Raw genomic sequence first — 23033 nt, forward strand, 5'->3', positions numbered from 1 at the left:
GCGCGGTCTGGCGCAGCCTGAAACCCTGTCGGGACGCCGCTTAACCGCGGCACATTCAGCTTTTGTAGCCTGCCTCGTCGAACGTTAGACAGACAATGGAAGCCTTAGTTTAGGCGAGCATGGAGGCCTTGTAAATCATAGACTTCCAGGTTCTTCAGGTAGCGCAGACCCTCGACGGCCGCACGGGCGCCCGACATCGTCGTGTAGTACGTGACCTTGTTGGCCTGCGCGCTCATGCGGATCGAACGCGAATCGGCGATCGCGGAGCGGGTTTCGTCGACCGTCGTGAACACGAGCGAAATCTCGCCATTCTTGATCATGTCGACGATGTGCGGACGGCCGTCCTTCACCTTGTTCACGACCTTCACCGGCACACCGGCCGCCTCGATCGCGGCAGCGGTGCCGCGCGTGGCGACGATCGGGTAGCCGAGTTCGTGCAGCATGCGCGCGACTTCGACAGCCTTGGGCTTGTCGGCGTCCATCACGGTGATGAAGACGGTGCCCGACTCCGGCAGGCGCGAGCCCGCTGCGAGCTGCGACTTGAAGAGCGCTTCACCGAAGGTCTTGCCCACGCCCATCACTTCGCCCGTGGAACGCATTTCCGGTCCGAGCACCGGGTCGACGGTCGGGAACTTGATGAACGGGAACACCGCTTCCTTCACGCTGAAGTACGGCGGCACGACTTCCTTCGTCACGCCCTGCTCCGCCAGCTTCTGGCCGACCATCGCGCGCGCCGCGATCTTCGCGAGCGGCAGGCTGGTCGCCTTCGAGACGTATGGCACGGTACGCGAAGCGCGGGGGTTCACTTCCAGCACGTAGATGATGTCCTTCTTCGAACCGTCATCCTGCGGCACTTGCTGGATTGCGAACTGCACGTTCATCAGGCCGACCACGTTCAGCGCCTTGGCCATCGCGGCAGTTTGACGCTTCAGTTCGGCGACCGTTTCCTGCGACAGCGAGTACGGCGGCAGCGAGCAGGCCGAGTCGCCCGAGTGCACGCCTGCCTGTTCGATGTGTTCCATGACGCCGCCGATGAACACGTCCGTGCCATCGGAGATGCAATCCACATCGCATTCGATCGCGTCGTTCAGGAAGCGGTCGAGCAGCACCGGCGAGTCGTTCGACACCTTCACGGCCTCGCGCATGTAGCGCTCGAGGTCGCGCGGCTCGTGGACGATTTCCATGGCGCGGCCGCCCAGCACGTACGACGGACGCACGACGAGCGGGTAGCCGATTTCGTCGGCGAGCTTGAGCGCTTCGTCTTCGGCGCGTGCCGTGCGGTTCGGCGGCTGGCGCAGGTTCAGGTCCTGCAGCAGCTTCTGGAAGCGCTCGCGGTCCTCCGCGGCGTCGATCATGTCCGGCGACGTGCCGACGATGGGCACGCCGTTCGCCTCGAGGTCGAGCGCGAGCTTCAGCGGCGTCTGGCCGCCGTACTGCACGATCACGCCAACCGGCTTTTCCAGGTCCACGACTTCGAGCACGTCTTCGAGCGTGAGCGGCTCGAAGTACAGACGGTCGGACGTGTCGTAGTCGGTCGAGACGGTCTCGGGGTTGCAGTTGACCATGATCGTTTCGTAGCCGTCTTCGCGCATCGCGAGCGCGGCGTGCACGCAGCAGTAGTCGAACTCGATACCCTGGCCGATCCGGTTCGGGCCGCCGCCCAGCACCATGATCTTCTTGCTGGTCGTCGGGTTGGCCTCGCACTCTTCCTCATAGGTCGAGTACATGTAGGCGGTTTTCGTGGCGAACTCGGCCGCGCAGGTGTCAACGCGCTTGTAGACCGGCCGCACGTTCAGCTCGATACGACGCTTGCGCACGTCCGTGGCGTTGCTGCCCAGCAGCTTCGCGAGACGGCGATCCGAGAAACCGCTTTGCTTGAGGTAACGCAGCTCGTCCTTCGAGAGACTTTCGAGCGTGCGGCCCTTGCATGCCTCTTCCTTCTTGACGATCTCTTCGATCTGCGCGAGGAACCATGGGTCGATCGCGGTCTCTTCGAAGATCTCTTCGCGCGTCATGCCCACGCGGAACGCGTCGCCCACGTACCAGATGCGGTCCGGACCGGCTTCGCCGATCTCGCGGATGATCTCGTCGCGGCTCGTGGTCTTTTCGTCCAGACCGTCGACGCCGACTTCGAGGCCGCGCAGCGCCTTCTGGAACGACTCCTGGAACGTGCGGCCGATCGCCATGACTTCGCCCACCGACTTCATCTGCGTGGTGAGGCGCGGGTCGGCTTCGCGGAACTTCTCGAACGCGAAACGCGGAATCTTCGTGACGACGTAGTCGATGGTCGGCTCGAACGAAGCCGGCGTCTGACCGCCCGTGATTTCGTTCTTGAGCTCGTCGAGCGTATAGCCCACGGCCAGCTTGGCCGCGACCTTGGCGATCGGGAAGCCCGTGGCCTTCGAAGCCAGCGCCGACGAACGCGACACGCGCGGGTTCATTTCGATCACGATCATGCGGCCCGTGCGCGGGTCGATCGAGAACTGGACGTTCGAGCCGCCCGTATCCACGCCGATCTCGCGCAGCACCGCCAGCGAGGCGTCGCGCAGGATCTGGTATTCCTTGTCGGTGAGCGTCTGCGCCGGCGCGACCGTGATCGAGTCGCCGGTGTGGATGCCCATCGGGTCGAGGTTTTCGATCGAGCAGACGATGATGCAGTTGTCCGCCTTGTCGCGGACCACTTCCATCTCGTATTCCTTCCAGCCGAGCAGCGATTCTTCGATCAGCAGTTCGCGCGTGGGCGAGAGGTCGAGGCCGCGCTTGCAGATCTCTTCGAACTCTTCACGGTTGTAGGCAATGCCGCCGCCGGAACCGCCGAGCGTGAACGACGGACGGATCACGACGGGGTAGCCGCCCGAGCCGGTGGCTTCGGCGATTTCGCCTTGCACCTTGATCGCCTCTTCCATCGAGTGCGCGACGCCCGACTTCGCCGAACCAAGGCCGATCTTCGTCATCGCGTCCTTGAACTTCTGGCGGTCTTCGGCCTTGTCGATGGCTTCCGGCGACGCGCCGATCAGCTCGACGTTGTACTTCGCAAGCACGCCGTGGTGATGCAGGTCGAGCGCGCAGTTCAGCGCGGTCTGGCCGCCCATCGTCGGCAGGATCGCGTCCGGGCGCTCCTTCTCGATGATGCGCTCCACCACTTCCCACGTGATCGGCTCGATGTACGTGACGTCGGCCGTGTTCGGGTCGGTCATGATCGTCGCCGGATTGCTGTTGACGAGGATGACCTTGTAGCCTTCTTCACGCAGCGCCTTGCATGCCTGCGCGCCCGAATAGTCGAACTCGCACGCCTGGCCGATGATGATCGGACCCGCGCCGATGATGAGAATGCTCTTGATGTCTGTCCGCTTGGGCATAACGCTCTCGCTAAATATTCCTGTGTCTTTTACGTCTGGCGGCTCGCGGGTGACTCAGCTTGCCGCCCGGGTGCGCGCGTGGGCCGTCGTTCTTCGAACCGGCTCGCTGCGCACCCTGCTCTGCTTTTGCGCTCGATGCGGCGCTTACGCCGCCTTGGCCTTGTCCATCAGCGCCGTGAAGCGGTCGAACAGATAGCCGATGTCCTGCGGGCCCGGCGACGCTTCCGGGTGGCCCTGGAAGCAGAACGCGGGCTTGTCGGTCAGCTCGAAGCCTTGCAGCGTGCCGTCGAACAGCGAAACGTGCGTGACGCGCGTGTTGGCCGGCAGCGTGGCGGCATCCACCGCGAAGCCGTGGTTCTGCGACGTGATGACGACACGACCGTCGGCCAGATCCTTCACCGGATGGTTCGCGCCGTGGTGGCCCGTTTTCATCTTCATGGTCTTCGCGCCCACGGCGAGGCCCATGATCTGGTGGCCGAGGCAGATGCCGAAGGTCGGGATGCCGCGCTCGATGAAGGCTTGCGTCGCCTTGATCGCGTAGTCGCAGGGTTCCGGGTCGCCGGGGCCGTTCGAAAGGAACACGCCGTCCGGGTTCAGTGCGAAGGCATCTTCAGCCGTCGCTTGCGCCGGCAGCACCGTGACGTCGCAGCCGCGCTCGGCCAGCATGCGCAGGATGTTCTGCTTCACGCCGTAATCGAACGCCACGACCTTGTACTTCGGCGCCGATTGCGTGCGGTAGCCTTCACCCAGACGCCATTCGGTGGTGTTCCACTTGTACGGCTCGTCGGTCGAGACGACCTTCGCGAGGTCCATGCCCGCGAGGCCCGGGAACGAGCGCGCGAGTTCGATGGCCTTCGCTTCGTCGTCGGAGCCTGCGAGGATCGCGCCGTTCTGCGCGCCCTTGTCGCGCAGGATACGCGTGAGCTTGCGCGTATCGATGCCGGCGATGGCGACTACGCCTTCGTCCTTCAGATACTGGCCGAGCGTGCGCTCCATGCGGAAGTTCGAGGCGAGCACAGGCAGGTCGCGGATGATCAGACCGGCGGCATGGACTTTCGTGGCTTCGACGTCTTCGGCGTTGACGCCGACGTTGCCGATATGCGGATACGTGAGGGTGACGATCTGGCGAGCGTAGCTCGGGTCAGTCAGGATTTCCTGATAACCGGTGATGGCCGTGTTAAACACGACTTCACCGATCGTATGACCCGGCGCGCCGATCGAGTAACCACGAAAGACCGTGCCGTCGGCGAGCGCGAGCAGAGCGGGAGAGAATGACGGCAACACGGGAGACTCCTTGGGGGAGCACCCTGTGCCGACCTGTTATCCGACGTTGCGATCTTGCGACCTGTGGGAGCGGCTGCGGCGTCGGCACCCCTTTCCGTGAGGATCAGGATGCGCGCGCGGCTCGCTCGCTTGCGCGACTCTTCGTGCGGTCGACCGTTGTGGCGCCGGGCCACGAGCGCGCGTTTGTGACGCAGGATCGGGCGGCAGCCGGCCAGTTGACGATGAAGCGCGGGCGGCGGATGAACGGATGGGAGGAGGTAGGCGCTAGGGTGCGGGTTGATAAGCTCAAACCTTGAAATTATAGCGCGAAAGTCACCTTTCCTTCAAATTTCAGGATGACGCTGGCGACGGGGAGCGTGCTCGCGGCCCGGTGCATGGCCCTTTCCACTATAGCGGGCGGGGGCGCAGCGGCAAGCGTTGCCCGCACGGCGCCGCACCGAATCACGCCCTTTATGTTTGGGACCCGCCAATGAAAACGCCGCCACCTGGCGGGGTGACGGCGTCAAACACAACAAAAACGGAAAAGTGATCGGAGCGAAATACCATGCGCTGCCCCCGCAACGCATGTTTGAGCACCCTTCGCCAGCCGCTATTTTGTATGGTGTTTCTGCGTGTGGGTGTCGGCCTTCGGGCGGCTCGCCGTACCCTTCGACGCCTTGCTGGGCGCAGCGCTGACCGTCCTGGCCTTGACAGGTTCGGAAACCTTGACGACCTCGGTGCGCGCGCGACCGTGCTTCTTATCGTATCGCGACTTCGACCCGGTGTCTGCAACGCGGGTGCCAATTCGCTGCACTCCACCACCAGAAACGTTCGTTGCCAGACGCTCCGGTCCCGGCTCGCTCGGCATCGCCTTGTTGACCGGTACGTGCAAAACCAGCACCTGGCCGGGCGCGACGTAGTCGCGGCGGGTCTTGTTCCACGCCTTCAACTGGCCGAGCGACACGCCATAGCGGCTCGCCACGGCTTCCATCGACTGCTTGCGGCGTACGCGGATCAGCATCTTGCGCGTGTCGGGTACGTCCGGCTCCATGGCCAGCACGGCGCTTTCCGCCACGTCGGCGCTGATGTCCTCGTCGTCGCCGTCGTCGGTGCGCGGCACCACGAGCGTCGAGCCCGCCTTCAGGCGCATGCCCGCCGGAATCTTGTTCACAGACATCAGCGTATCGGCGTCCACGCCGATCTTCTGCGCAATCGCCGCAGGCGTGGTGCGCGAGTCGGTCGTGTAGACGGTCCACGACGAAAGCTGACCGGAATAGGCCTTCAGGTTGCGCTCGAACGCGCTCGCGTTGTCGAACGGCAGCAGGATCTGCGGGTCGGTCGCGCCAAGAATCACGGGCTTCTTGAACGACGGGTTGAGCGAGCGGAACTCGTCGGTCGTCATGTTCGCGAGCTTGGCGGCGACGTCCACGTCGATGTCGTGCGAGGTCGTGACCGTGACGAAATACGGGTGGTTCGGAATGGATGGCAGCGTGAGCCCGTACTGCTGCGGGTTCATCACGATGTTCTTGACCGCCTGAAGCTTCGGCACGTAGTTACGTGTTTCGCTGGGCATGCGCAAGCTTTGATAGTCGGTCGGCAGGCCCGCCGCCTCGTTGCGCGCGATGGCGCGCTGCACGTTGCCCTCGCCCCAGTTGTAGGCGGCCAGCGCGAGATACCAGTCGCCGAACATGTCGTGCAGGCGCGAGAGATAGTCGAGCGCGGCGCTGGTGGAGGCCAGCACGTCGCGGCGCTCGTCCTGCCACATGTTCTGCTTGAGGTTGTAGGTGCGCCCCGTGCCCGGCACGAACTGCCACATGCCGGCGGCCTTCGCGACCGACAGCGCCTGCGGGTTATAGGCGGACTCGATGAACGGTAGCAGCGCGAGCTCGGTAGGCATGTGACGCGCCTCGAGCTCTTCGACGATGTGATAGAGGTACTTCTGCGAACGCTCGGTCATGCGCGCGACGTAGTCCGGCCGCTGGGCGTACCAGTTGGCGTTCATGTCGACGAGGTCGCTCTGCAGGTCGGGCATCTGGAAGCCGCGGCGAATGCGTCCCCAGAGGTCGGCGTCAGGGCTCGTGAGTTGATCGACGGAGCCTTGATCGACGTTAATGGTTTCTTTGGCAGCGGAGGTCTTACGAATGAGGTCGGCGTTGGCCTGGGCGTTGGCTGGTGCTTGAGAACTCGCAGACGGTCCCCCGCTCGCACAGGCGGCGAGCATGAGGACCAGCAGCGCACTGATTATGAATCGCATGAAAATCTACATCCGCATGGCTGGAATTTGCAGCCGATAGTACGGAACGTGCCGGTTTCCGTCAATCGGAATTAATGGAAAAAAAGCCATGAAATCCGCAGCTTGGGCGTGATTCCATACGATTGGGTTGAGCATGCCCCCTGACCCGGCTGGGTCAGCGGAACCGATTCTTCCATTCACGCATCATTGCGAAAGCCGCCAGCCGGTCCGGCACCGATTCGTGCAGCGCCTCTGAGAGCGCGGCTTGCACCGCCGCATCGCCCGCGCGCAGGAAAGGATTGACGGCGCGCTCGTGCGCGATCGTCGTAGGCAGAGTCGGCACGCCGCGCTCGCGCAGCGCCGCCGCCTCGCGGCTCCAGTCGCGCAGATCGCCGTTTTCGGGATCGCAGGCGAGCGCGAAGCGAATGTTCGACAACGTGTACTCGTGTGCGCAATGCACATGGGTATTGCCGGGCAGCGCCGCGAGTGCGTCGAGCGAGTCGAGCATCTGCGCGGGCGTACCCTCGAAGAGGCGGCCGCAGCCGCAGGCAAAGAGCGTGTCGCCGCAGAACACGTGAGGTGTGCCGGTGGCATCGGCCGCCTGGAAATACGCAATATGGCCACGCGTATGGCCAGGCACATCGATCACCGTCAGGTCGAGCGCGGGTGCATCCAGATGGACGGCGTCGCCACCCTTCACGCGCGTGACGAATCCATCGAGCGAGCCGAGCGCCTCGCCGGCCGGGCCGTAGACGGGCACGCGTGCGTCGGCGAGCAGGTCGGCCACACCGCCGACATGGTCGTTGTGGTGATGGGTGAGTAAAATAGCGACGAGCCGCCAGCCGCGCTTCGCGAGGTACGCGCGAACCGGAGCGGCGTCGCCCGGATCGACGGCAACGGCATTCCGGCCGTCCGAAACGACCCAGATGTAATTGTCTTCAAAAGCCGGAACCGGTACGTACTCGTAGGCGCACGCATCGCTCGAACGCGCGTACTCAAGCGGATTCTTCATGGGGCGACGTATTCTTCGACATGTCTGACCGATTGATTATAGACTGGCCCGCCTGGACCGCCTCGCCCGCTGGCAGGTATGTGCTCGGCTGGGAGCAGGAGCAGCTCGACCGCGTGGTGTCGAACATATTCGGCTACCATGCGCTGCAGCTCGGCCTGCCGCAGCTCGACGCCCTGCGCGAGAACCGCATGTCGTGCCGCGGCCTCGTGCTCGATGCCGCCAGTGCTGCAAGCGCACCCTACTCCGTACCCGGCGCGTCGGCCCATTCCCACCCGAACGGCGGGCAAACTCCGCCCGAGGCAGGCGGCGCAACAGCGGACCGCACGCCGGCTGCGGGCGGCGGTTCGTTGCTTCACGCGCCCGCGGGCCGCAGCACTGTCTGGTGCGACTTTCTCGATCTGCCGTTCGAGGCGCAGAGCGTCGACCTCATCGTGATGCCGCACACGCTCGAATTCACGAGCGACCCGCACCGTCTGCTGCGCGAAGCCGAACGTGTGCTGATGCCCGAAGGGCAGCTGCTGATCGTCGGGTTCAACTCGCTTTCACTGTGGGGTGCGCGCCAGTCGGTCGGCAAGCTGACCGGCCATCCGTTCCTGCCCGCGCGCCAGGACCTGATCGCGTTCACGCGTCTGAAAGACTGGATCAAGCTGCTGGGCTTCGAGCTTGAACGCGGGCGCTTCGGCTGCTATCGTCCGCCGCTCGCGACGGACCAGTGGCTCGGCCGCTACGGCTTCATGGAAGCCGCCGGCGACCGCTGGTGGCCGATTTTCGGCGCTATCTATATGGTGACGGCGATCAAGCGCGTGCGCGGCATGCGCCTCGTCGGCCCATTGAAGGTCAAGAAGCCGGTGCTGGCCGCGAGCCTGAAGCCCGCGGCGACCACCCCCTCCCCAACACGCAACAAGGACTCATGAGCACACCCGACTTCGTCGAAATCTTCACGGACGGCGCCTGCAAGGGCAACCCCGGCCCCGGCGGCTGGGGCGCGCTGCTGCGCTTCGGCGCGCAGGAAAAGGAACTGTTCGGCGGCGAGGCCGGCACGACCAACAACCGCATGGAGCTGATGGCGGTGATCGCCGCACTCGACGCGCTCAAGCGCCCGTGCAAGGTGATCGTGCATACCGACTCGCAGTACGTGCAAAAAGGCATCAGCGAGTGGATTCACGGCTGGAAGAAGAAGAACTGGATGACGGCCGCTAAAACGCCGGTCAAGAACGACGACCTCTGGAAGCGTCTGGACTCGCTCGTCGCCCAGCACGAGATCGAATGGCGCTGGGTGAAGGGTCACGCCGGCCACCCGGAGAACGAGCGCGCCGACGCGCTCGCGAACCGCGGCGTCGCCACCCTCGCGGAACTCTGAGACCGCTGCTTTCCAGGACCGCTTCGCGGCGGCCTCACGCTTTCACGCCTTACAAGACATGCGCCAGATCATTCTCGATACCGAAACCACCGGCCTGAACGCCCGCACGGGCGACCGCATCATCGAAATCGGCTGCGTCGAGCTGGTGAACCGCCGGCTCACCGGCAACAACCTGCACTTCTACGTGAACCCGGAGCGTGACAGCGACCCGGGCGCACTCGCCGTGCACGGCCTCACGACCGAGTTCCTCTCCGACAAGCCGAAGTTCGCCGAAGTCGCGGACGAGATCCTCGACTTCATTCGCGGCGCGGACATCATCATCCACAACGCGCCGTTCGACATCGGCTTTCTCGACGCCGAACTCGCGCTACTCGGCAAGCCGGGATTCAAGGAGCACTGTGGCGAGGTGATCGACACGCTCGTGCAGGCCAAGCAGATCTTCCCGGGCAAGCGCAACTCGCTCGACGCCCTGTGCGACCGCTTCGGCATCAGCAACGCGCACCGCACGCTGCACGGCGCGCTGCTCGACTCGGAACTGCTCGCCGAGGTGTACCTCGCGATGACGCGCGGCCAGGAAAGCCTCGTCATCGACATGCTGGGCGAGCACGCCGCGCCCGGTGCGGCCGCCGCGCCGCGCATCCAGCTCGAGTCGATCGATCTGCCGGTGATCATGGCGAGCGACGAAGAAATCGCCGAACACAACGCCGTGCTCGACGGTCTCGACACGGCGATCAAGGGGACGTCGGTTTGGCGCACCGAGCCGGCTCCCGCCGAAGCCAATGCGGCCGATGCGCAAAATGCTTAAAAAGGGCTTTACAAAATCGAAAACACCCTGCATAATCTCAATCTCTTCGGGTGGTTAGCTCAGCGGTAGAGCACTGCCTTCACACGGCAGGGGTCACTGGTTCGATCCCAGTACTACCCACCAGAATTCCTGGTGTTGGTAACGACAAGCACCGAAGAATAAAAGGCCTCGTTGCGAAAGCAACGAGGCCTTTTGCTTTGGCTTCGGCATTGCGCGAAACATCCGGTCGGCGCGTTTCACTGTCAGCAATCCGAATCAAACAATCGAAGGATCTAGACCGATGCCGCGCGCCATGCCCGTGGCCGCGAATACCATCACGACAAGCATGAGCGTCTGCCATCTGCCGATGAGTGCGTATTTCGCCGCGCCGGTGAGATCCGGCACGTCGCCGCGCCGCACGGCGAGCCTCCAGCGCAGCAGCGCCATCATGGGTGCGATTTCGAGCAGAAGGATCAGCACGAGCGCGGCCATCTTTACGAGAAAGAGCGGCTCGTGGATGTAGTACTCAGCGCCTTTCTCGAAACCGCCGAACGCACGCATTGCGCCAGTCACGATCAGGACGACCGCCGAGCCGCCCCAGCCGTTGTCGGCGCTGAAGATCATCGGCAGGTCTTCGGTCGACGTGCAGCGGCGCAGGCCGCGCGTGCGCCGCAGGATCGAAGCGAGCGCAAAGCCGAAGGCGAGCAAATGAACGGCGGCGAGCAACCAGCGTATCAGCATTGCAACTCCTTCCGGTGGACGACAGGAACGGCAAGCAATGGTAAAGCGGCGAGAACGCGGACGTCGCGCAACGCGGCCGGGCCACGGGCCGTCAGACCTGCTTGAGCGCGGTGTCGAGGGCACGTGCAGCGGTGCGGTCGCCTTCGGAGGCGAGCCCCACGCGAAACACAGCCTGACGGTTATGGCCCGCCGCAGCGGGCGAATCCCAGAGCAACTCGATCTTCGCGCGGCGCGCGGGCTTGCCCGCAGGCGCTGCAGCAGAGGATGCCGATGCCGCCCGCTGCGCAGCGGGCGCGCCCGGGTCAGGCGTGGCCGCAGACTGGCCGGCCCCCAGCGTTGCAGTGGTATCCGTGGTATCCGCGGCATGCGCAGCATCCGAAACAGCAGCCGGTTCGGCGACGCCACCCGCGGGCGCAGGATCGCCGGTCTGCGGCGGCGCGGGCAAGAGCGCGGGCCCGGACGCAACGGCCCCGCCCTGCGCCGCACCGCAGAGCCAGCGCACCGACAACTCGCGGGCATCGTACTGGCCTACCTTACGGCTCTCCCGCCAGACGACCGTCGTGCGCGTCGCAGCATCGATCGAAACGGCGAAGCGCCCGATCGCGAAGCGCCGCGCGGCGAAGTTGCTGCGCCAGAGCGCGCGCGGCCGGCAGATCCAGACCACGGCGGCATAGAGCGCGGGGGCGGCAACCAGCCAGCCGTTGGTGTCGGCCACGGCGTGGAAGGTGCGACGCCAGCCGGCGGTCCAGACGAACACGCCGATCGAGCCGATTGCGAACAAGAGGCCGAGCACGCCGAAAAATCGCAGCGCCTGACGCAGCCACTGGGGCAGCGGGTGAAACGGCCGCTCGACGCGCGCCTTGGCGCCCGGCAGCACGATCAGCAAAAACAGGAAGACGAGATTCAGGCTTGCCGCCGGCGACGACGCCATGCCTTCGAGCGCGGCGACGAAGTTCATTTGCGCCATGGAGTGCAACCAGCGCGCGAGGATTACGAGCCCGATCGCGCGCAGCGCGAAAAGCGTCCCGGCACCGGGTACGGTGGCCGTGGGCGTCGGTCGGGTTCTGGCCAAGGGTATTCTCCTCTGTCGACCAGAGTTGACGCTTTAGCGTCTTACTCTGGTCCCATGCATAGCTGTCGACCAGAGTTGACGCTTTAGCGTCTTACTCTGGTCCCATGCAAAGCTGTCGACCAGAGTTGACGCTTTAGCGTCTTACTCTGGTCCCATGCAAAGCTGTCGACCGGAGTTGGCGCTTTAGCGTCTTACTCCGGTCCCATACAAGGCACGCTTTCGTGGGCGCCGCGGATTTTACGGCACGGCCATTATAGGGACATTAAGCGTGCGCCTCACCCGCCGCCGCCGCGAATGTGACAACGCCCCGGCGCATTGCACCGGGGCGTTGGGGAACAGCGGGAAAACCGGGCGCGCCGCAGCGCGTCCAGTTTCGGTACGTAGCTTAGCCGGCGTTGACTTCGCGCAGCACGGTGCGATGCTTCTGGCGCAGCAGTTCTTCGTACACGGCCACGTAATTGCGTGCCATCACCTTCGACGAGAAGCGTGCCTCGAACGCGGCGCGCACCTTCTCGCGCGGCAGCGTCGACAGGCGCTTGACCGCCGCGACTGCGCTGATTTCGTCCTCGACGACGAAGCCCGACACGCCGTTCTCGATGACTTCCGGCACCGAGCCGCGCTTGAACGCGATGACCGGCGTACCGCAGGCCATGGCTTCGATCATGACGAGACCGAAGGGCTCCGGCCAGTCGATCGGGAACACCAGGGCATGCGCATTGCCGAGGAACTCGCGCTTTTCGTGCTCGCCGATTTCGCCGATGTACTCGACATGCGGCAACGCCATCAGCGGCTTGATGACTTCTTCGTAGTAGGCGCGGTCGGCCTTGTCGATCTTGGCGGCGACCTTGAGCTTCATGCCCGCCTGGCCGGCGATGCGGATCGCCCGGTCAAGACCCTTCTCCGGCGAAACGCGGCCGAGGAATGCGAGGTAGCCGGGCTCGACGTTCGGAATCGGCGTGAGCACGTCTTCCGGCAGGCCGTGGTACACGGTCTGCTGCCAGTTGGCCTGCTGCAGCGGAATACGCTGGTTGTCCGAGATCGACACCACCGGCACGTCGTTGAACGCATTGAACACCGGCTGCAGTTCCGGCAGGTCCAGACGGCCGTGCATGGTCGTGACGAACGGCACCGGCTGGCGCTGGAACAGCGAGAACGGGTAGTAGTCGATGTGGAAGTGCAGCACGTCGAACTCGTCCGCGCGGCGGCGAACTTCTTCGAGCAGCAGCATGTGCGGAGCCATCACGTCGCGAATCGTGGGGTCGAGGCGCAGTGCCTGCGGCCAGAACGCTTCGAGCTTTGCCGAGGTGATCGAATCGCCGCTGGCGAACAGCGTGACATCGTGGCCCTGTTCGACCAGCGCTTCGGTCAGGTAGGAGACCACCCGTTCCGTGCCGCCGTACAGCTTGGGAGGAACCGCCTCGTGCAACGGAGCGATTTGAGCGATTCGCATAGTGGTGAACTCCTTCCTCGTAATAAATCGGGCAATAGACTGCAAGTTTGACAATCGACCTATGCAGGCTGCGGCTTCCTTGTCGCCACGCGCCTTACAGGCGTTCCATACCGCTAACCGCGCCGGAAATCCGGACACAGACCCGACGCAGTTGTGAAGCGGCAAGAGAGCGCACACGCGGCGGTTCAGGCGGTAAACGCGCAGGGTTCGCGGCCGTTGACACAGAAGCTGTCAAATTCCCTACGCTGTCCGAGTCGGCATTATCCCGGTCCAGGGTAAATACCGGCTAGATCATTTCAAAGTCTTTACGTTGTTACACACCGGAAACACTCCGCAACCCATTGTTTTCCAAGAGAGTTCTAGATTGGGTGCTGCGCTGCGGGAAGCAACTGCGCGCGATTGTCGCGGCTCTTGTTCGCATGAATCGATCCTGCTCGTTTCCGGGTTCGCAACCGGCCGACAGCGTGTTGCGAGCAAGCACACCGCTTTTCCGAATGCAATCGGTAATTCTATCTCTAAAACACCTATCTCTAAAACGATCCACGATTCCTGTTGAACCTCCACTGCAACAACGTGTCCCCAATCTGTATCCCGCGCTATCGTGTCGCGATATGATGCGCGTCCGCCGGGCACAGGCGGTGCGCCAGGCCCATGGGGTGTTTACAATGCGGTAAGTCCGCCTTCGTTGCCGCGCGCCGGAAGCCGTTCATCGCCGGAGCGCCCGCTATCTTCCTTGAACTTGCACGGACGAAATTCCGTCAGACCGACCACCCGATCAATTGGAACATCTGACTCCCGCTCAGCGTAACGCCCACAACGCCAAGCTCGCGAGCTATGCGCGGCGCCCGCTCGCGTTCCTTTTCCGCTACATCAAGCGCCATCCGTTCGCCCATACTGTCGTGCTCGCGAGCGTGTTCGCGGCCGTCGGCTGCGCGCTTGCGTCGCAGTACGCCATCAAGCATCTGATCGACGTGCTCGGAGCGGGACGCCACCATCCGGGCCCGCTGTGGACCGCGTTCGCCATCCTCGTCGGCCTGATCGCCGCCGATAACCTGCTCTGGCGGGTCGGCGGCTGGTTCGCAGCGCACACCTTCGTCGCCGTGACGGGCGACCTGCGGCGCGATCTCTTTCAGTATCTGAGCGGGCACTCGCCCACTTACTACGCCGAAAAACAGCCCGGCACGCTCGCCAGCCGCATCACGGCGACGTCGAACGCCGTCTACACGGCCGAGAACACCACCGCCTGGAACGTGCTGCCGCCCTGCATCGCCGTGGCCGGCGCGATCGTCATGATCATCGTCGTGAACCCGCTGATGGCGGCGGGCCTCCTGCTCTGCTCTGCGATCCTTTCGGTGATCCTCTTCAAGCTGGCTGGGCGCGGCTCGTCGCGCCACCACACCTTCGCCTCGAAAGCGGCCGCGGTGGATGGCGAGCTCGTCGACGTGATCGGCAACATGGCGCTCGTGCGCGCCTTCGGTATGACGTTCCGCGAGCAAAAGCGCTTCGGCTCGACCGTCAAGGCCGAACTCGACGCGCGACGCTCGAGCCTGCTCTATCTCGAAAAGCTGCGTCTGCTGCACGCCGTGATCACGGCCATGCTGTCCGCCGGCCTGCTCGGCTGGGCGCTGTGGCTGTGGGATCAGGGCAAGGCGACGTCGGGCGACATCGTGCTGGTCAGCTCGCTCGGCTTCACGATCCTGCACGGCACGCGCGATCTGGCCGTGGCGCTCGTGGACGTGACCCAGCACGTGGCACGCCTCGCCGAGGCCGTGCAGACGCTGCTGGAGCCGCACGGCATGCCCGACCGGGACGACGCCAAGGAGCTCGTGGCCCAGGGCGGCCGCGTCGAATTCGAGGGCGTGACCTTCGCGTATCCGCACCGCAAGCCGATCCTCGACCATTTCGACCTGCGCATCGAGGCCGGCCAGCGCGTGGGGCTGATCGGCAAATCGGGCGCAGGCAAGACGACGGTGCTCGCGCTGCTGCAGCACTTCTACGACACCCAGGGCGGCGCCATCAAGATCGACGGCCAGGACATTGCGCACGTTACGCAGGACACCCTGCGCCACGCCATCGCGCTCGTGCCGCAGGACATCTCGCTGCTGCACCGCTCGATCTACGAAAACATCGCCTACGGCCGCCCCGAGGCGAGCCGCGAGGAAGTGCTCGCCGCGGCCCGCGAGGCGCGCTGCGCCGAATTCATCGAGGCGATGCCCGAGGGTTACGACACGATCGTGGGCGACCGCGGCGTGAAGCTGTCGGGCGGCCAGCGCCAGCGCATCGCGATCGCGCGCGCCATTCTCAAGAATTCGCCGATCCTGCTGCTCGACGAGGCCACCTCGGCGCTCGACAGCGCGTCCGAAGAGGCCATCCAGCAGGCGCTCGACCGGCTGATGGTGGGCCGCACGGTGATCGCGATCGCGCACCGCCTCTCCACGCTCAACAACTTCGACCGCATCATCGTGATGAGTGCGGGCAAGGTGATCGACGACGGCAGTCCGGAAGAACTGCGCAACCGTCCGGGTCTCTACCGCGACCTCCTCGCCAAGCAGTACGGCAAGCAGGCCACGCTCCATCTGGGCAGCAAGAAGACCGACGAAAAGCACGTGGCCTGACGCCACCCCGCATGCGGGCGCATCGCCCGCTGGTCTTGCCCCAGACTCCCGGACGCAAAAAAGCCGCTTCAGTGCATCGACTGAAGCGGCTTTTTTTCGCTCTCGAATGGGAGCGAGGCGCGGGTGCTCAGCCCTGCGCGCGCTCGAGCGGCGGCAAGCTCACCCCTTGCCGCACGCAGACCCGGCCGAGATCGCGCATGAAGCGGTCGCGCCAGACCGAGACATTGTTCTCGCGCAACTGGGCCATCATGTCCTGATAGCGCGCGAGGCGCTCGGCAAGCGGCATGGAGAGCGCGGCGCCCAGCGCATCGGCCATGCCGTCGATATCGAGCGGATTGACGATCAGCGCGCCGGAAAGCTCCTGCGCCGCGCCGGCAAAGCGCGAGAGCACGAGCACGCCCGGGTCCTCGGGGTCCTGCGCCGACACGTATTCCTTGGCGACGAGGTTCATGCCGTCGCGCAGCGGCGTGACGTAGCCGACGTTCGACGCCCGGAACAGCGCGGCCAGCACCGCCCGTTCGTACTGGCGGTGGATGTACCAGATCGGCGTCCAGTCGAGTTCCGCGTAACGGCCGTTGATACGCCCCGACTCCGCCTCGAGGCGCAGCCGGATGTCCTGATAGGCATGCAGGTCGGCGCGCGTGGGCGGCGCGATCTGCACGAACGAGACCTTGTTGCGCTGCGCCGGCGTGTGGTCGAGCAGGCGTTCGAAAGCACGGAAGCGCTCCACGAGCCCCTTCGAGTAGTCGAGCCGGTCCACGCTCATGATGACCTTGCGCCCGTGCAGCGTGGACTTGAGCGTACGCACCGGCTTGCCGCGCTCGCCGGCCTTGGCGAGTTCCGCGATCTCGTCGGGATAGACGCCGATCGGGTAATCGCCCGCGCAGAGCGTCTGCCCGAACGCCTCGATGCGCGTGAGGCCGTCCGGCTGCATCGCCGTCGTGCCTCCCGCCTCGTTCACGATGTAGTCGCAGAAGGCGCGCAGATCGGGCTTGGTCTGGAAGCCGAGCAGGTCGAACGCGCACAGCGCCTCAACCAGCTCGCGATGCGGCGGCACCGCCAGCAACACCTGCGAGGCCGGAAACGGAATGTGCAGGAAGAAGCCGATGCGGTTCGTCACGCCCGCCGCGCGCAATGCCTGGGCGAACGGGATGAGGTGATAGTCGTGGACCCAGATCACGTCGTCTTCGCGCAGCAGCGGCACGAGCTGCTGCGCGAGCCACGCGTTCACGCGGCTATAGCCCTCGTAGTCGTGTCGGTCGTACTGGACGAGATCGGCGCGGTAGTGGAAGGCGGGCCAGAGCGTCGCGTTCGAGAAACCGCGGTAGTACTGGTCGTAGTCGCGCCGCAGCAGGCCGATGGTGGCGAAGGTCACGGGACCGCGCTCTTCGAGGGCGATCTGCGGCTGGCCGGAGGTGAGCACGTCCCCGCTCCAGCCGAACCACATGCCGCCGGTTTCCTTGAGTGCGTCGTACACGCCCACCGCGAGGCCGCCCGCGGCCGGACCGCCTTCGGAAATCGGCGCGACGCGGTTCGACACGATGATCAATCGGCTCATGAGGGGCGGGGTCCGTGCAGGAAATCGGGAAGGCGTGGCGCGCGCGAGGCGGGGCTTCGGCTCGGCCGGGTCAGGCAGTCTACTTGGGCAATGAAGTGAGGCATGCGCGCGGTCATCGGGCGCCTGGCATGGCGGCGACGAGCGATGCGAGCCAGCCGATCAGCGCTTCGACCGAGTCCACGCGCGTCTGCGCGATGGTGTCGCCGCCGCCGACCTTGATTGACAGCCCGCCGAGCGCGTTGACGACGGCGAAGCCCTTTTCGTCGGTCAAGTCGTCGCCGGCGAACACCGGGCTACGGCCCGCGAACGGCGGCTCGTCGAGGAACGCGCGCAGCGCGCGGCCCTTGTCGACGTCCTTCGGCTTGATTTCGTAGACCATCTTGCCGGGCTGCAGGACGTAGGCGTCGGCGTAGTCGGCGGCGAGGCGCTCGGTCGCGGCGCGCGCTTCGGCTTCTCGCTCCGGCGCGTTGCGGTAGTGCAGCGCGAGCGACGCGCCCTTGATCTCGAGCAGCATACCCGCATGCGTGCGCACGACCTCCGCGAGCACCTGCTCCATGTGCAGCAGACGCTGGTCGTTGAAGCCGACACGCTGCGTGTCGCCGTTGGCGTCGCGCCGCTCGGCGCCGTGCAGGCCGGCCACGGGCAGATCGGGCATGCCGAGGAAACCGTCGATGCTCTCGATGCCGCGACCGGAGACGATCGCCACCGCGCCGTGCGTCGCGCGGCGCAACTCGCGCAGCAGCGCGAGCATCTCCGGTCGGACGAGCACGCCATCGGGCGTGGGCGCGAGCTCGACGAGCGTGCCGTCGAAATCGAAGAAAAATGCCGTCTGTTCAGGCGGCAGGACTGCCGGAAGTGCTTGCATTGCGTTCTTTTCACCCATCGGCCTCGCTGGCCGGGTATGGCCCCGGGCTGCGCCCAGGGAAAGTGTGCGAATCTTACCGCGCCTTGGGCCGATTATCGAGAAAGTGAGGGCTGACCGCCTGTGCAGGCATTCCCGGGCTCGAAGATGCGGCATATCGACGCGAGCGATCGGCACGACCGGGCCACTCGCGACCGCGCGGACCCAATTTTGCTACAGTCGCAGCGACAAGCCGAGCCTCATGGTCTGAGCGGGCGCGGCCAACGTGATCCAATCGAGTCGACGAGATTGCCTTTGTTTGCCACCTTCGAGCGCACGCTGCGCACGTTCCGCACCCACCTTCGCGGCCACCTTCGCGGCGGCATGCGTAGCCTGCGGCACGCGGCGGTGGTGGCCGGCGCGGTGCTGCTCGCCGCGTGTTCGCACCCGGGCGAGGCGTGGCAGCTCACGAACGTGAGCGGTCATCTGCCCGACCTGGACTTCGCGCTCACGGCCGACAACGGCCGACCCGTGACCGGCACCAGTTTTCGCGGGGACACGACGCTCGTCTATTTCGGCTACACGCATTGCCCGGACGTCTGTCCGGAAACCATGGCGCGCCTGATGCAGGTTATCGCGAAGCTCGGCCCCGACGCGGACAAAGTGCGGATACTCTTCATCAGCGTCGATCCGGCGCGCGATACGCCGCAGGCACTTCACGCCTACGTCGGCGCGTTCGACGCCCGGCATGCGCGCGGCCTGACCGGCACCGATGCCCAGATCGAGTCGCTCGCGCGGCGCTACCGCGTGGCCTATCAGATGGAAAAGCGCGACCCCGACGGCGACTACGAAGTCACGCACAGTTCGGCCGTCTATGTGTTCGACGCGCAAGGTCATGCGCGCCTGCTCGCCACCGACCACGACTCTGCGGACGCGATCGCGCATGACCTGCGCCGCGTCATCAACGACACGGCGTGAACGCATGCGGCCTCGCCGGTCCAATCATCGGGTTTTGACGCAACAGCAATCGCAACAGGAAACGTTATGACGAAGAACCTCAAGTCACTCACCGTCTCGCTCGGCTGCGCGCTGAGCACCTTCGGTGCGCTCGCCGCCTTCGCGCCCGGCGCACACGCCGCCGCCGGCACGCTGACCGCGCAGGACGCATGGGTGCGCTGGCTGCCCAACGACCTGCCGGCCGCGGGCTACGTGACGCTCAAGAACGATGGCGACCAGCCGGTCGACCTCGTGGGTGTCTCGAGCGACGCTTACGGCATGGTCATGCTGCATCAGACAGTCTCGAATGGCTCGACGCAGAAGATGGTCATGGTGCACAAGGCGACGGTGCCTGCGCACGGCACGCTCGCCATCGCGCCGGGTGGCTACCACCTGATGCTGGAGAAAGCGAAGCACAAGGTCGCGCCGGGCGACACCGTGAACGTGAAGCTGCAGTTCTCGGACGGCGAAACGCTCGACACGCCGTTCGCGGTCAAGCCGCCCTCGGGGCAGTAAGGCCGCGCTAACACCACCGCGCGCGCATTCAAGACTGGTTGCGCGCGCAAGCATGTTGAACCCGCGATGAAGCCGCCGCCATGCTCGCGATGACCCTGCTCTACTGGCTCCAGCCCTGGGAGCCTTCGCCGACCGTGATGATCTGTACGATGCTCGCGGCGGTGTTGTTCGTGCGCGGCAAGCGGCACGCGCGGGTGTCGCTCGCACGCCAGCTCTCGTTCTGGTTCGGGCTTGGCGCGCTCTACGTCGTGCTGCATACGCGCCTCGACTACTACTTCGAGCACGAGTTCTTCATGCATCGCGCGCAGCACCTGGTGCTGCACCATCTGGGGCCGTTCTTTATCGCGCTCGCCTACCCGGGTGCGGCGCTGCGCGCGGGCATTCCGTTCAGGTGGCGGCAGCGCTTCGTGCGTCCCGCGCTCGCCGCTCGACCCGTGCGCGTGGCGCTCGACATCGTCATGCATCCCGTCGTTGCGGTCGGACTCTTCGTCGGGCTCATCTATTTCTGGCTCTTTTCGCCGATCCACCTCATCGCGATGCTCGACTGGCGTCTCTACCGCGTCATGAACTGGAGCATGGTGATCGACGGGCTGTTGTTCTGGTGGCTCGTGCTCGACTCGCGCCCCGCGCCGCCCGCGCGCCTCTCGCCGGGCAAGCGTGTGCTCGTCGTGATCGCGGCGATTCCGCCGCAGATCGTGCTCGGCGCGTTCATCTTTTTCACGCCGCACGAGCTTTACCCGGTCTATTCGATCTGCGGCCGCGCGTTCACCTGGCTCTCGCCCATTCGCGACCAGCAGATCGGCGGGCTGCTGCTGTGGATTCCGGGGTCGATGATGAGCGTGGTCGGCGCGCTGGTCGCGCTGCGCCACTGGATGCGGCTATCCGCACGCGGACGATTGCAGCGGGACCGGCGGCCCGGCATGCGTCCGGCGGACGGCCAGCGTCACGAGGAAGGGCGCACCCTGCGCACGTAAAGCACTCGAGTGCCGGCGCAAGATGCGATCAACGTCGAATCAGGCCGAGCGCATCCATACGTGCGCAATGCCGTCCTCGTCGTGAATCTCGCCAACGGGCGAGAAGCCGAACGCACCGTAGAACTTCTGCAGATGCGCCTGGGCATGCAGACGCATCGCGACCTCCGGCCATTGACGCTCGATCTGCGCGATGGCGCGTTCGAGCAGCGCGTTGCCGAGCTTGATGCCGCGGTGGTTTTGCGACGTCACCACGCGGCCGATGCGCACGTCGGGGTCCTGCGCGTCAGGCAGCAGCACGCGCAAATAGCCCGCAAGCTCTCGCGCGCCGCCCTGCTCGCTCCATGCGAACAGATGCCATGCGCCGAAGTCGAGACCGTCGATATCGCCATACACGCAGTTCTGCTCGACGACGAACGCGTCCGAGCGCAGTTTGAGCATGGCGTAGACTTCGCGCGCGTCGAGCACATCAAAGGCTTTCCATTGCCAGTCGAATTGGGGCAGCGGCAAGGCGGTGGACTGCACGGTCATGGTCGGTGATTTCCATCAAGGCGTCGTGAATGACCACGATTATGCCGCGCGCCGCGAGCGCCACAAACCCGCGACTCGCGCAGCGCTCACTTTCGCCGGCGCGGTTGCTCGTATTTGCGCCAGTACTGGAATGGCTCCTCGTGCAGATCGATGTCGAGATCGACGATGCGCGCCTGCATGCTCTCCTGCGCGTCGGCAATGGCCTTGTTGTAGACCGCCGGCGCGATCTCTTCGAGAAAGAAGCCCAGCAGCGCGCCCGCTGCGACGTTGCCGATCGGCTCTTCCATGTTCGCGTCGAAATAGCGCTGGATGGAGGCGATCGCTTCGGTGCGCGCGTCTTCGGGGAGTTCGATGGACATGTCGGCAAACCGCGGAGGAAAGGTTGCGGTTATTTTGCGCCAGGCGCGTTGGCGTGTCGCGAAAAACGCAGCAAGGCGGGCGCAAAAAACAAAAGCCACCCGAAGGTGGCTTTTGTTTTGCATCTGGAGGCGCGAGCCGGAGTCGAACCGGCCTACACGGCTTTGCAGGCCGCTGCATAACCGCTTTGCTATCGCGCCAGAAGCGGACTGACCGGGGTGCGGAAACTGCTTGCGCTCGCAACGACCGGACAGATTTGTTTGATGGCTTGATACGCTGACCAAAACCTGCCAAACAAAAAGGGAAGCGCTGCTTCCCCTTGGCATTTGGAGCGGGAGACGAGTCTCGAACTCGCGACCTCAACCTTGGCAAGGTTGCGCTCTACCAACTGAGCTACTCCCGCAAATATCCTGCTTTACTGCGACTTTTACTGCTTCGGCACTTCGTTTTTCGTTACTGCAAAAACGCCGCACCTGAAATTCTGGAGCGGGAGACGAGTCTCGAACTCGCGACCTCAACCTTGGCAAGGTTGCGCTCTACCAACTGAGCTACTCCCGCATATTGGCTTCAGATTTCGCCGAATTTTCAACTAACATCGGCCTATCTTCTGCTATCTCCACCGCATCTTCTTGCTTGCTACTGCGTCGTGCAGCGGAGAAGTGAGATTATGTATAACCCGCAGAATCGTGTCAACCCCTTCGCATGATCTTTTTGGAAAAAGACATAAGGGATTCACAGCACAGGGGTCACAAGCTCCCCCGTTCGCGGATCTGGGGCCACGCGAGCTTCATGTAGTAAAGCATCGACCAGATCGTGAGGAACGCTGCCACGTAGATGAGCCACGCACCCCACACGCGCGAGTCGAACAGCGTTACGCCACCGAGCGTGAGCGGGGCGTAGAACAGCAGCATGGGAATCGCGACCATCTGGCACGCGGTCTTGAACTTGCCGAGCGAATTCACGGCCACGCTCTTCGACGCGCCGATTTGCGCCATCCACTCGCGCAGCGCCGAGATCGCGATTTCGCGCCCGACGATCACGAGCGCGATCACGGCGTCGAGACGCTGCAGATGCACGAGCACGAGCAGAGCCGCGGTCACCATGAGCTTGTCCGCGACGGGATCGAGGAATGCGCCGAACGACGAGGTCTGATTCCACTTGCGCGCGAGAAAACCGTCGAACCAGTCGGTGAGCGCCGCCAGCACAAAGAGCAGCATCGCCAGCACGTTCTGCTGCATCGGGGAAAGCATCGTCTGCGGCAGATAGAACACGCCAACCACGAGCGGAATCGCCAGGATCCGCAGCCAGGTCAGGAGAATCGGGATATTGAACGGCATCGGCTGGCGCTATCTGTCGGGGAGATGCAATGATGGG

The 23033-nt window shown here is 64.7% G+C and carries 19 protein-coding genes and 4 tRNA genes; 8 read left to right on the forward strand and 15 right to left on the reverse strand.

What is annotated here, in order from left to right; translation table 11 throughout:
- Positions 1-104: 104 nt before the first annotated feature.
- The 4 genes from carB to gloB all read right to left on the reverse strand — a co-directional run bounded on the left by carB (position 105) and on the right by gloB (position 7867).
- Positions 105-3359 (reverse strand): carbamoyl-phosphate synthase large subunit, encoded by a 3255-nt coding sequence (carB, locus tag BFD71_RS06810; RefSeq protein WP_069262543.1) that lies wholly within the window; start codon positions 3357-3359, stop codon positions 105-107.
- Between the two features lie 144 nt (positions 3360-3503).
- A complete protein-coding gene (gene carA / locus BFD71_RS06815) occupies positions 3504-4643 on the reverse strand; it encodes a glutamine-hydrolyzing carbamoyl-phosphate synthase small subunit (protein WP_069262544.1) in 1140 nt (379 codons plus the stop codon).
- 589 nt (positions 4644-5232) lie between these two features.
- On the reverse strand, positions 5233-6876 hold the full coding sequence (locus BFD71_RS06820) for a transglycosylase SLT domain-containing protein (protein WP_069262545.1): 1644 nt from the start codon (positions 6874-6876) through the stop codon (positions 5233-5235).
- 154 nt (positions 6877-7030) lie between these two features.
- Positions 7031-7867: a hydroxyacylglutathione hydrolase gene (gene gloB, locus BFD71_RS06825; protein WP_069262546.1), complete on the reverse strand. Its 837-nt coding sequence runs from the start codon at positions 7865-7867 to the stop codon at positions 7031-7033.
- 20 nt (positions 7868-7887) lie between these two features.
- Between gloB and BFD71_RS06830 the strand changes: the two genes are divergently transcribed.
- The 4 genes from BFD71_RS06830 to BFD71_RS06845 all read left to right on the forward strand — a co-directional run bounded on the left by BFD71_RS06830 (position 7888) and on the right by BFD71_RS06845 (position 10155).
- Complete coding sequence (locus tag BFD71_RS06830; protein WP_069262547.1) at positions 7888-8781, forward strand: class I SAM-dependent methyltransferase; 894 nt, start codon at positions 7888-7890, stop codon at positions 8779-8781.
- Positions 8778-9227 carry a ribonuclease HI gene (rnhA, locus tag BFD71_RS06835; protein WP_069262548.1) on the forward strand — a complete coding sequence of 150 codons (450 nt, stop codon included), beginning with the start codon at positions 8778-8780 and terminating at the stop codon, positions 9225-9227. Before BFD71_RS06830 ends, rnhA begins: the two co-directional genes overlap by 4 nt.
- Positions 9228-9285: 58 nt before the next feature.
- Entirely contained in the window at positions 9286-10032 is a 747-nt protein-coding gene (gene dnaQ, locus BFD71_RS06840) for a DNA polymerase III subunit epsilon (protein WP_069262549.1), read from the forward strand.
- Positions 10033-10080: 48 nt separating this feature from the next.
- Positions 10081-10155, forward strand: a tRNA-Val gene (locus BFD71_RS06845).
- Positions 10156-10287: 132 nt separating this feature from the next.
- Here BFD71_RS06845 and BFD71_RS06850 read toward each other — a convergent pair.
- From BFD71_RS06850 to BFD71_RS06860, 3 genes are all read right to left on the reverse strand, one after another.
- On the reverse strand, positions 10288-10752 hold the full coding sequence (locus tag BFD71_RS06850; RefSeq protein ID WP_069262550.1) for a DUF2214 family protein: 465 nt from the start codon (positions 10750-10752) through the stop codon (positions 10288-10290).
- Positions 10753-10843: 91 nt separating this feature from the next.
- Positions 10844-11824, reverse strand: a complete 981-nt coding sequence (locus BFD71_RS06855) for a hypothetical protein (protein WP_069262551.1) — start codon at positions 11822-11824, stop codon at positions 10844-10846.
- A gap of 385 nt (positions 11825-12209) precedes the next feature.
- A complete protein-coding gene (locus tag BFD71_RS06860; protein WP_069262552.1) occupies positions 12210-13274 on the reverse strand; it encodes a glycosyltransferase family 4 protein in 1065 nt (354 codons plus the stop codon).
- Between the two features lie 779 nt (positions 13275-14053).
- Here BFD71_RS06860 and BFD71_RS06865 point away from each other — a divergent pair.
- Positions 14054-15889 carry an ABC transporter ATP-binding protein gene (locus BFD71_RS06865; RefSeq protein WP_069262553.1) on the forward strand — a complete coding sequence of 612 codons (1836 nt, stop codon included), beginning with the start codon at positions 14054-14056 and terminating at the stop codon, positions 15887-15889.
- 127 nt (positions 15890-16016) lie between these two features.
- Here the strand turns inward: BFD71_RS06865 and otsA are convergent, their stop codons facing one another.
- Together otsA and otsB are read right to left on the reverse strand one after the other, a co-directional pair.
- Complete coding sequence (gene otsA, locus BFD71_RS06870) at positions 16017-17447, reverse strand: alpha,alpha-trehalose-phosphate synthase (UDP-forming) (RefSeq protein ID WP_069262554.1); 1431 nt, start codon at positions 17445-17447, stop codon at positions 16017-16019.
- A 112-nt stretch (positions 17448-17559) separates the two neighbouring features.
- Positions 17560-18312 (reverse strand): trehalose-phosphatase, encoded by a 753-nt coding sequence (otsB, locus tag BFD71_RS06875; RefSeq protein WP_069262927.1) that lies wholly within the window; start codon positions 18310-18312, stop codon positions 17560-17562.
- Positions 18313-18672: 360 nt separating this feature from the next.
- Here otsB and BFD71_RS06880 point away from each other — a divergent pair, with 360 nt between their 5' ends.
- The 3 genes from BFD71_RS06880 to BFD71_RS06890 all read left to right on the forward strand — a co-directional run bounded on the left by BFD71_RS06880 (position 18673) and on the right by BFD71_RS06890 (position 20774).
- Positions 18673-19266 carry an SCO family protein gene (locus BFD71_RS06880; RefSeq protein ID WP_069262928.1) on the forward strand — a complete coding sequence of 198 codons (594 nt, stop codon included), beginning with the start codon at positions 18673-18675 and terminating at the stop codon, positions 19264-19266.
- A 66-nt stretch (positions 19267-19332) separates the two neighbouring features.
- Entirely contained in the window at positions 19333-19800 is a 468-nt protein-coding gene (locus tag BFD71_RS06885; protein WP_069262555.1) for a copper chaperone PCu(A)C, read from the forward strand.
- 89 nt (positions 19801-19889) lie between these two features.
- Positions 19890-20774, forward strand: a complete 885-nt coding sequence (locus BFD71_RS06890; RefSeq protein ID WP_069262929.1) for a cytochrome c oxidase assembly protein — start codon at positions 19890-19892, stop codon at positions 20772-20774.
- A 39-nt stretch (positions 20775-20813) separates the two neighbouring features.
- On the opposite strand, the gene BFD71_RS06895 is transcribed toward BFD71_RS06890, so the two are convergent.
- From BFD71_RS06895 to pgsA, 6 genes are all read right to left on the reverse strand, one after another.
- Entirely contained in the window at positions 20814-21302 is a 489-nt protein-coding gene (locus tag BFD71_RS06895) for a GNAT family N-acetyltransferase (protein WP_069262556.1), read from the reverse strand.
- Positions 21303-21388: 86 nt separating this feature from the next.
- Positions 21389-21661 (reverse strand): DUF2164 domain-containing protein, encoded by a 273-nt coding sequence (locus BFD71_RS06900; protein ID WP_069262557.1) that lies wholly within the window; start codon positions 21659-21661, stop codon positions 21389-21391.
- A gap of 124 nt (positions 21662-21785) precedes the next feature.
- A tRNA-Cys gene (locus BFD71_RS06905) sits at positions 21786-21859 on the reverse strand.
- 127 nt (positions 21860-21986) lie between these two features.
- Positions 21987-22062 (reverse strand) — tRNA-Gly (locus BFD71_RS06910).
- Positions 22063-22141: 79 nt separating this feature from the next.
- Positions 22142-22217: transfer RNA gene (locus tag BFD71_RS06915), tRNA-Gly, on the reverse strand.
- A 188-nt stretch (positions 22218-22405) separates the two neighbouring features.
- Entirely contained in the window at positions 22406-22996 is a 591-nt protein-coding gene (pgsA, locus tag BFD71_RS06920; RefSeq protein ID WP_042261239.1) for a CDP-diacylglycerol--glycerol-3-phosphate 3-phosphatidyltransferase, read from the reverse strand.
- Positions 22997-23033: the final 37 nt, after the last annotated feature.

The organism is Paraburkholderia nodosa (assembly GCF_001718195.1).
In the GTDB taxonomy this organism is placed as follows: domain Bacteria; phylum Pseudomonadota; class Gammaproteobacteria; order Burkholderiales; family Burkholderiaceae; genus Paraburkholderia; species Paraburkholderia nodosa_A.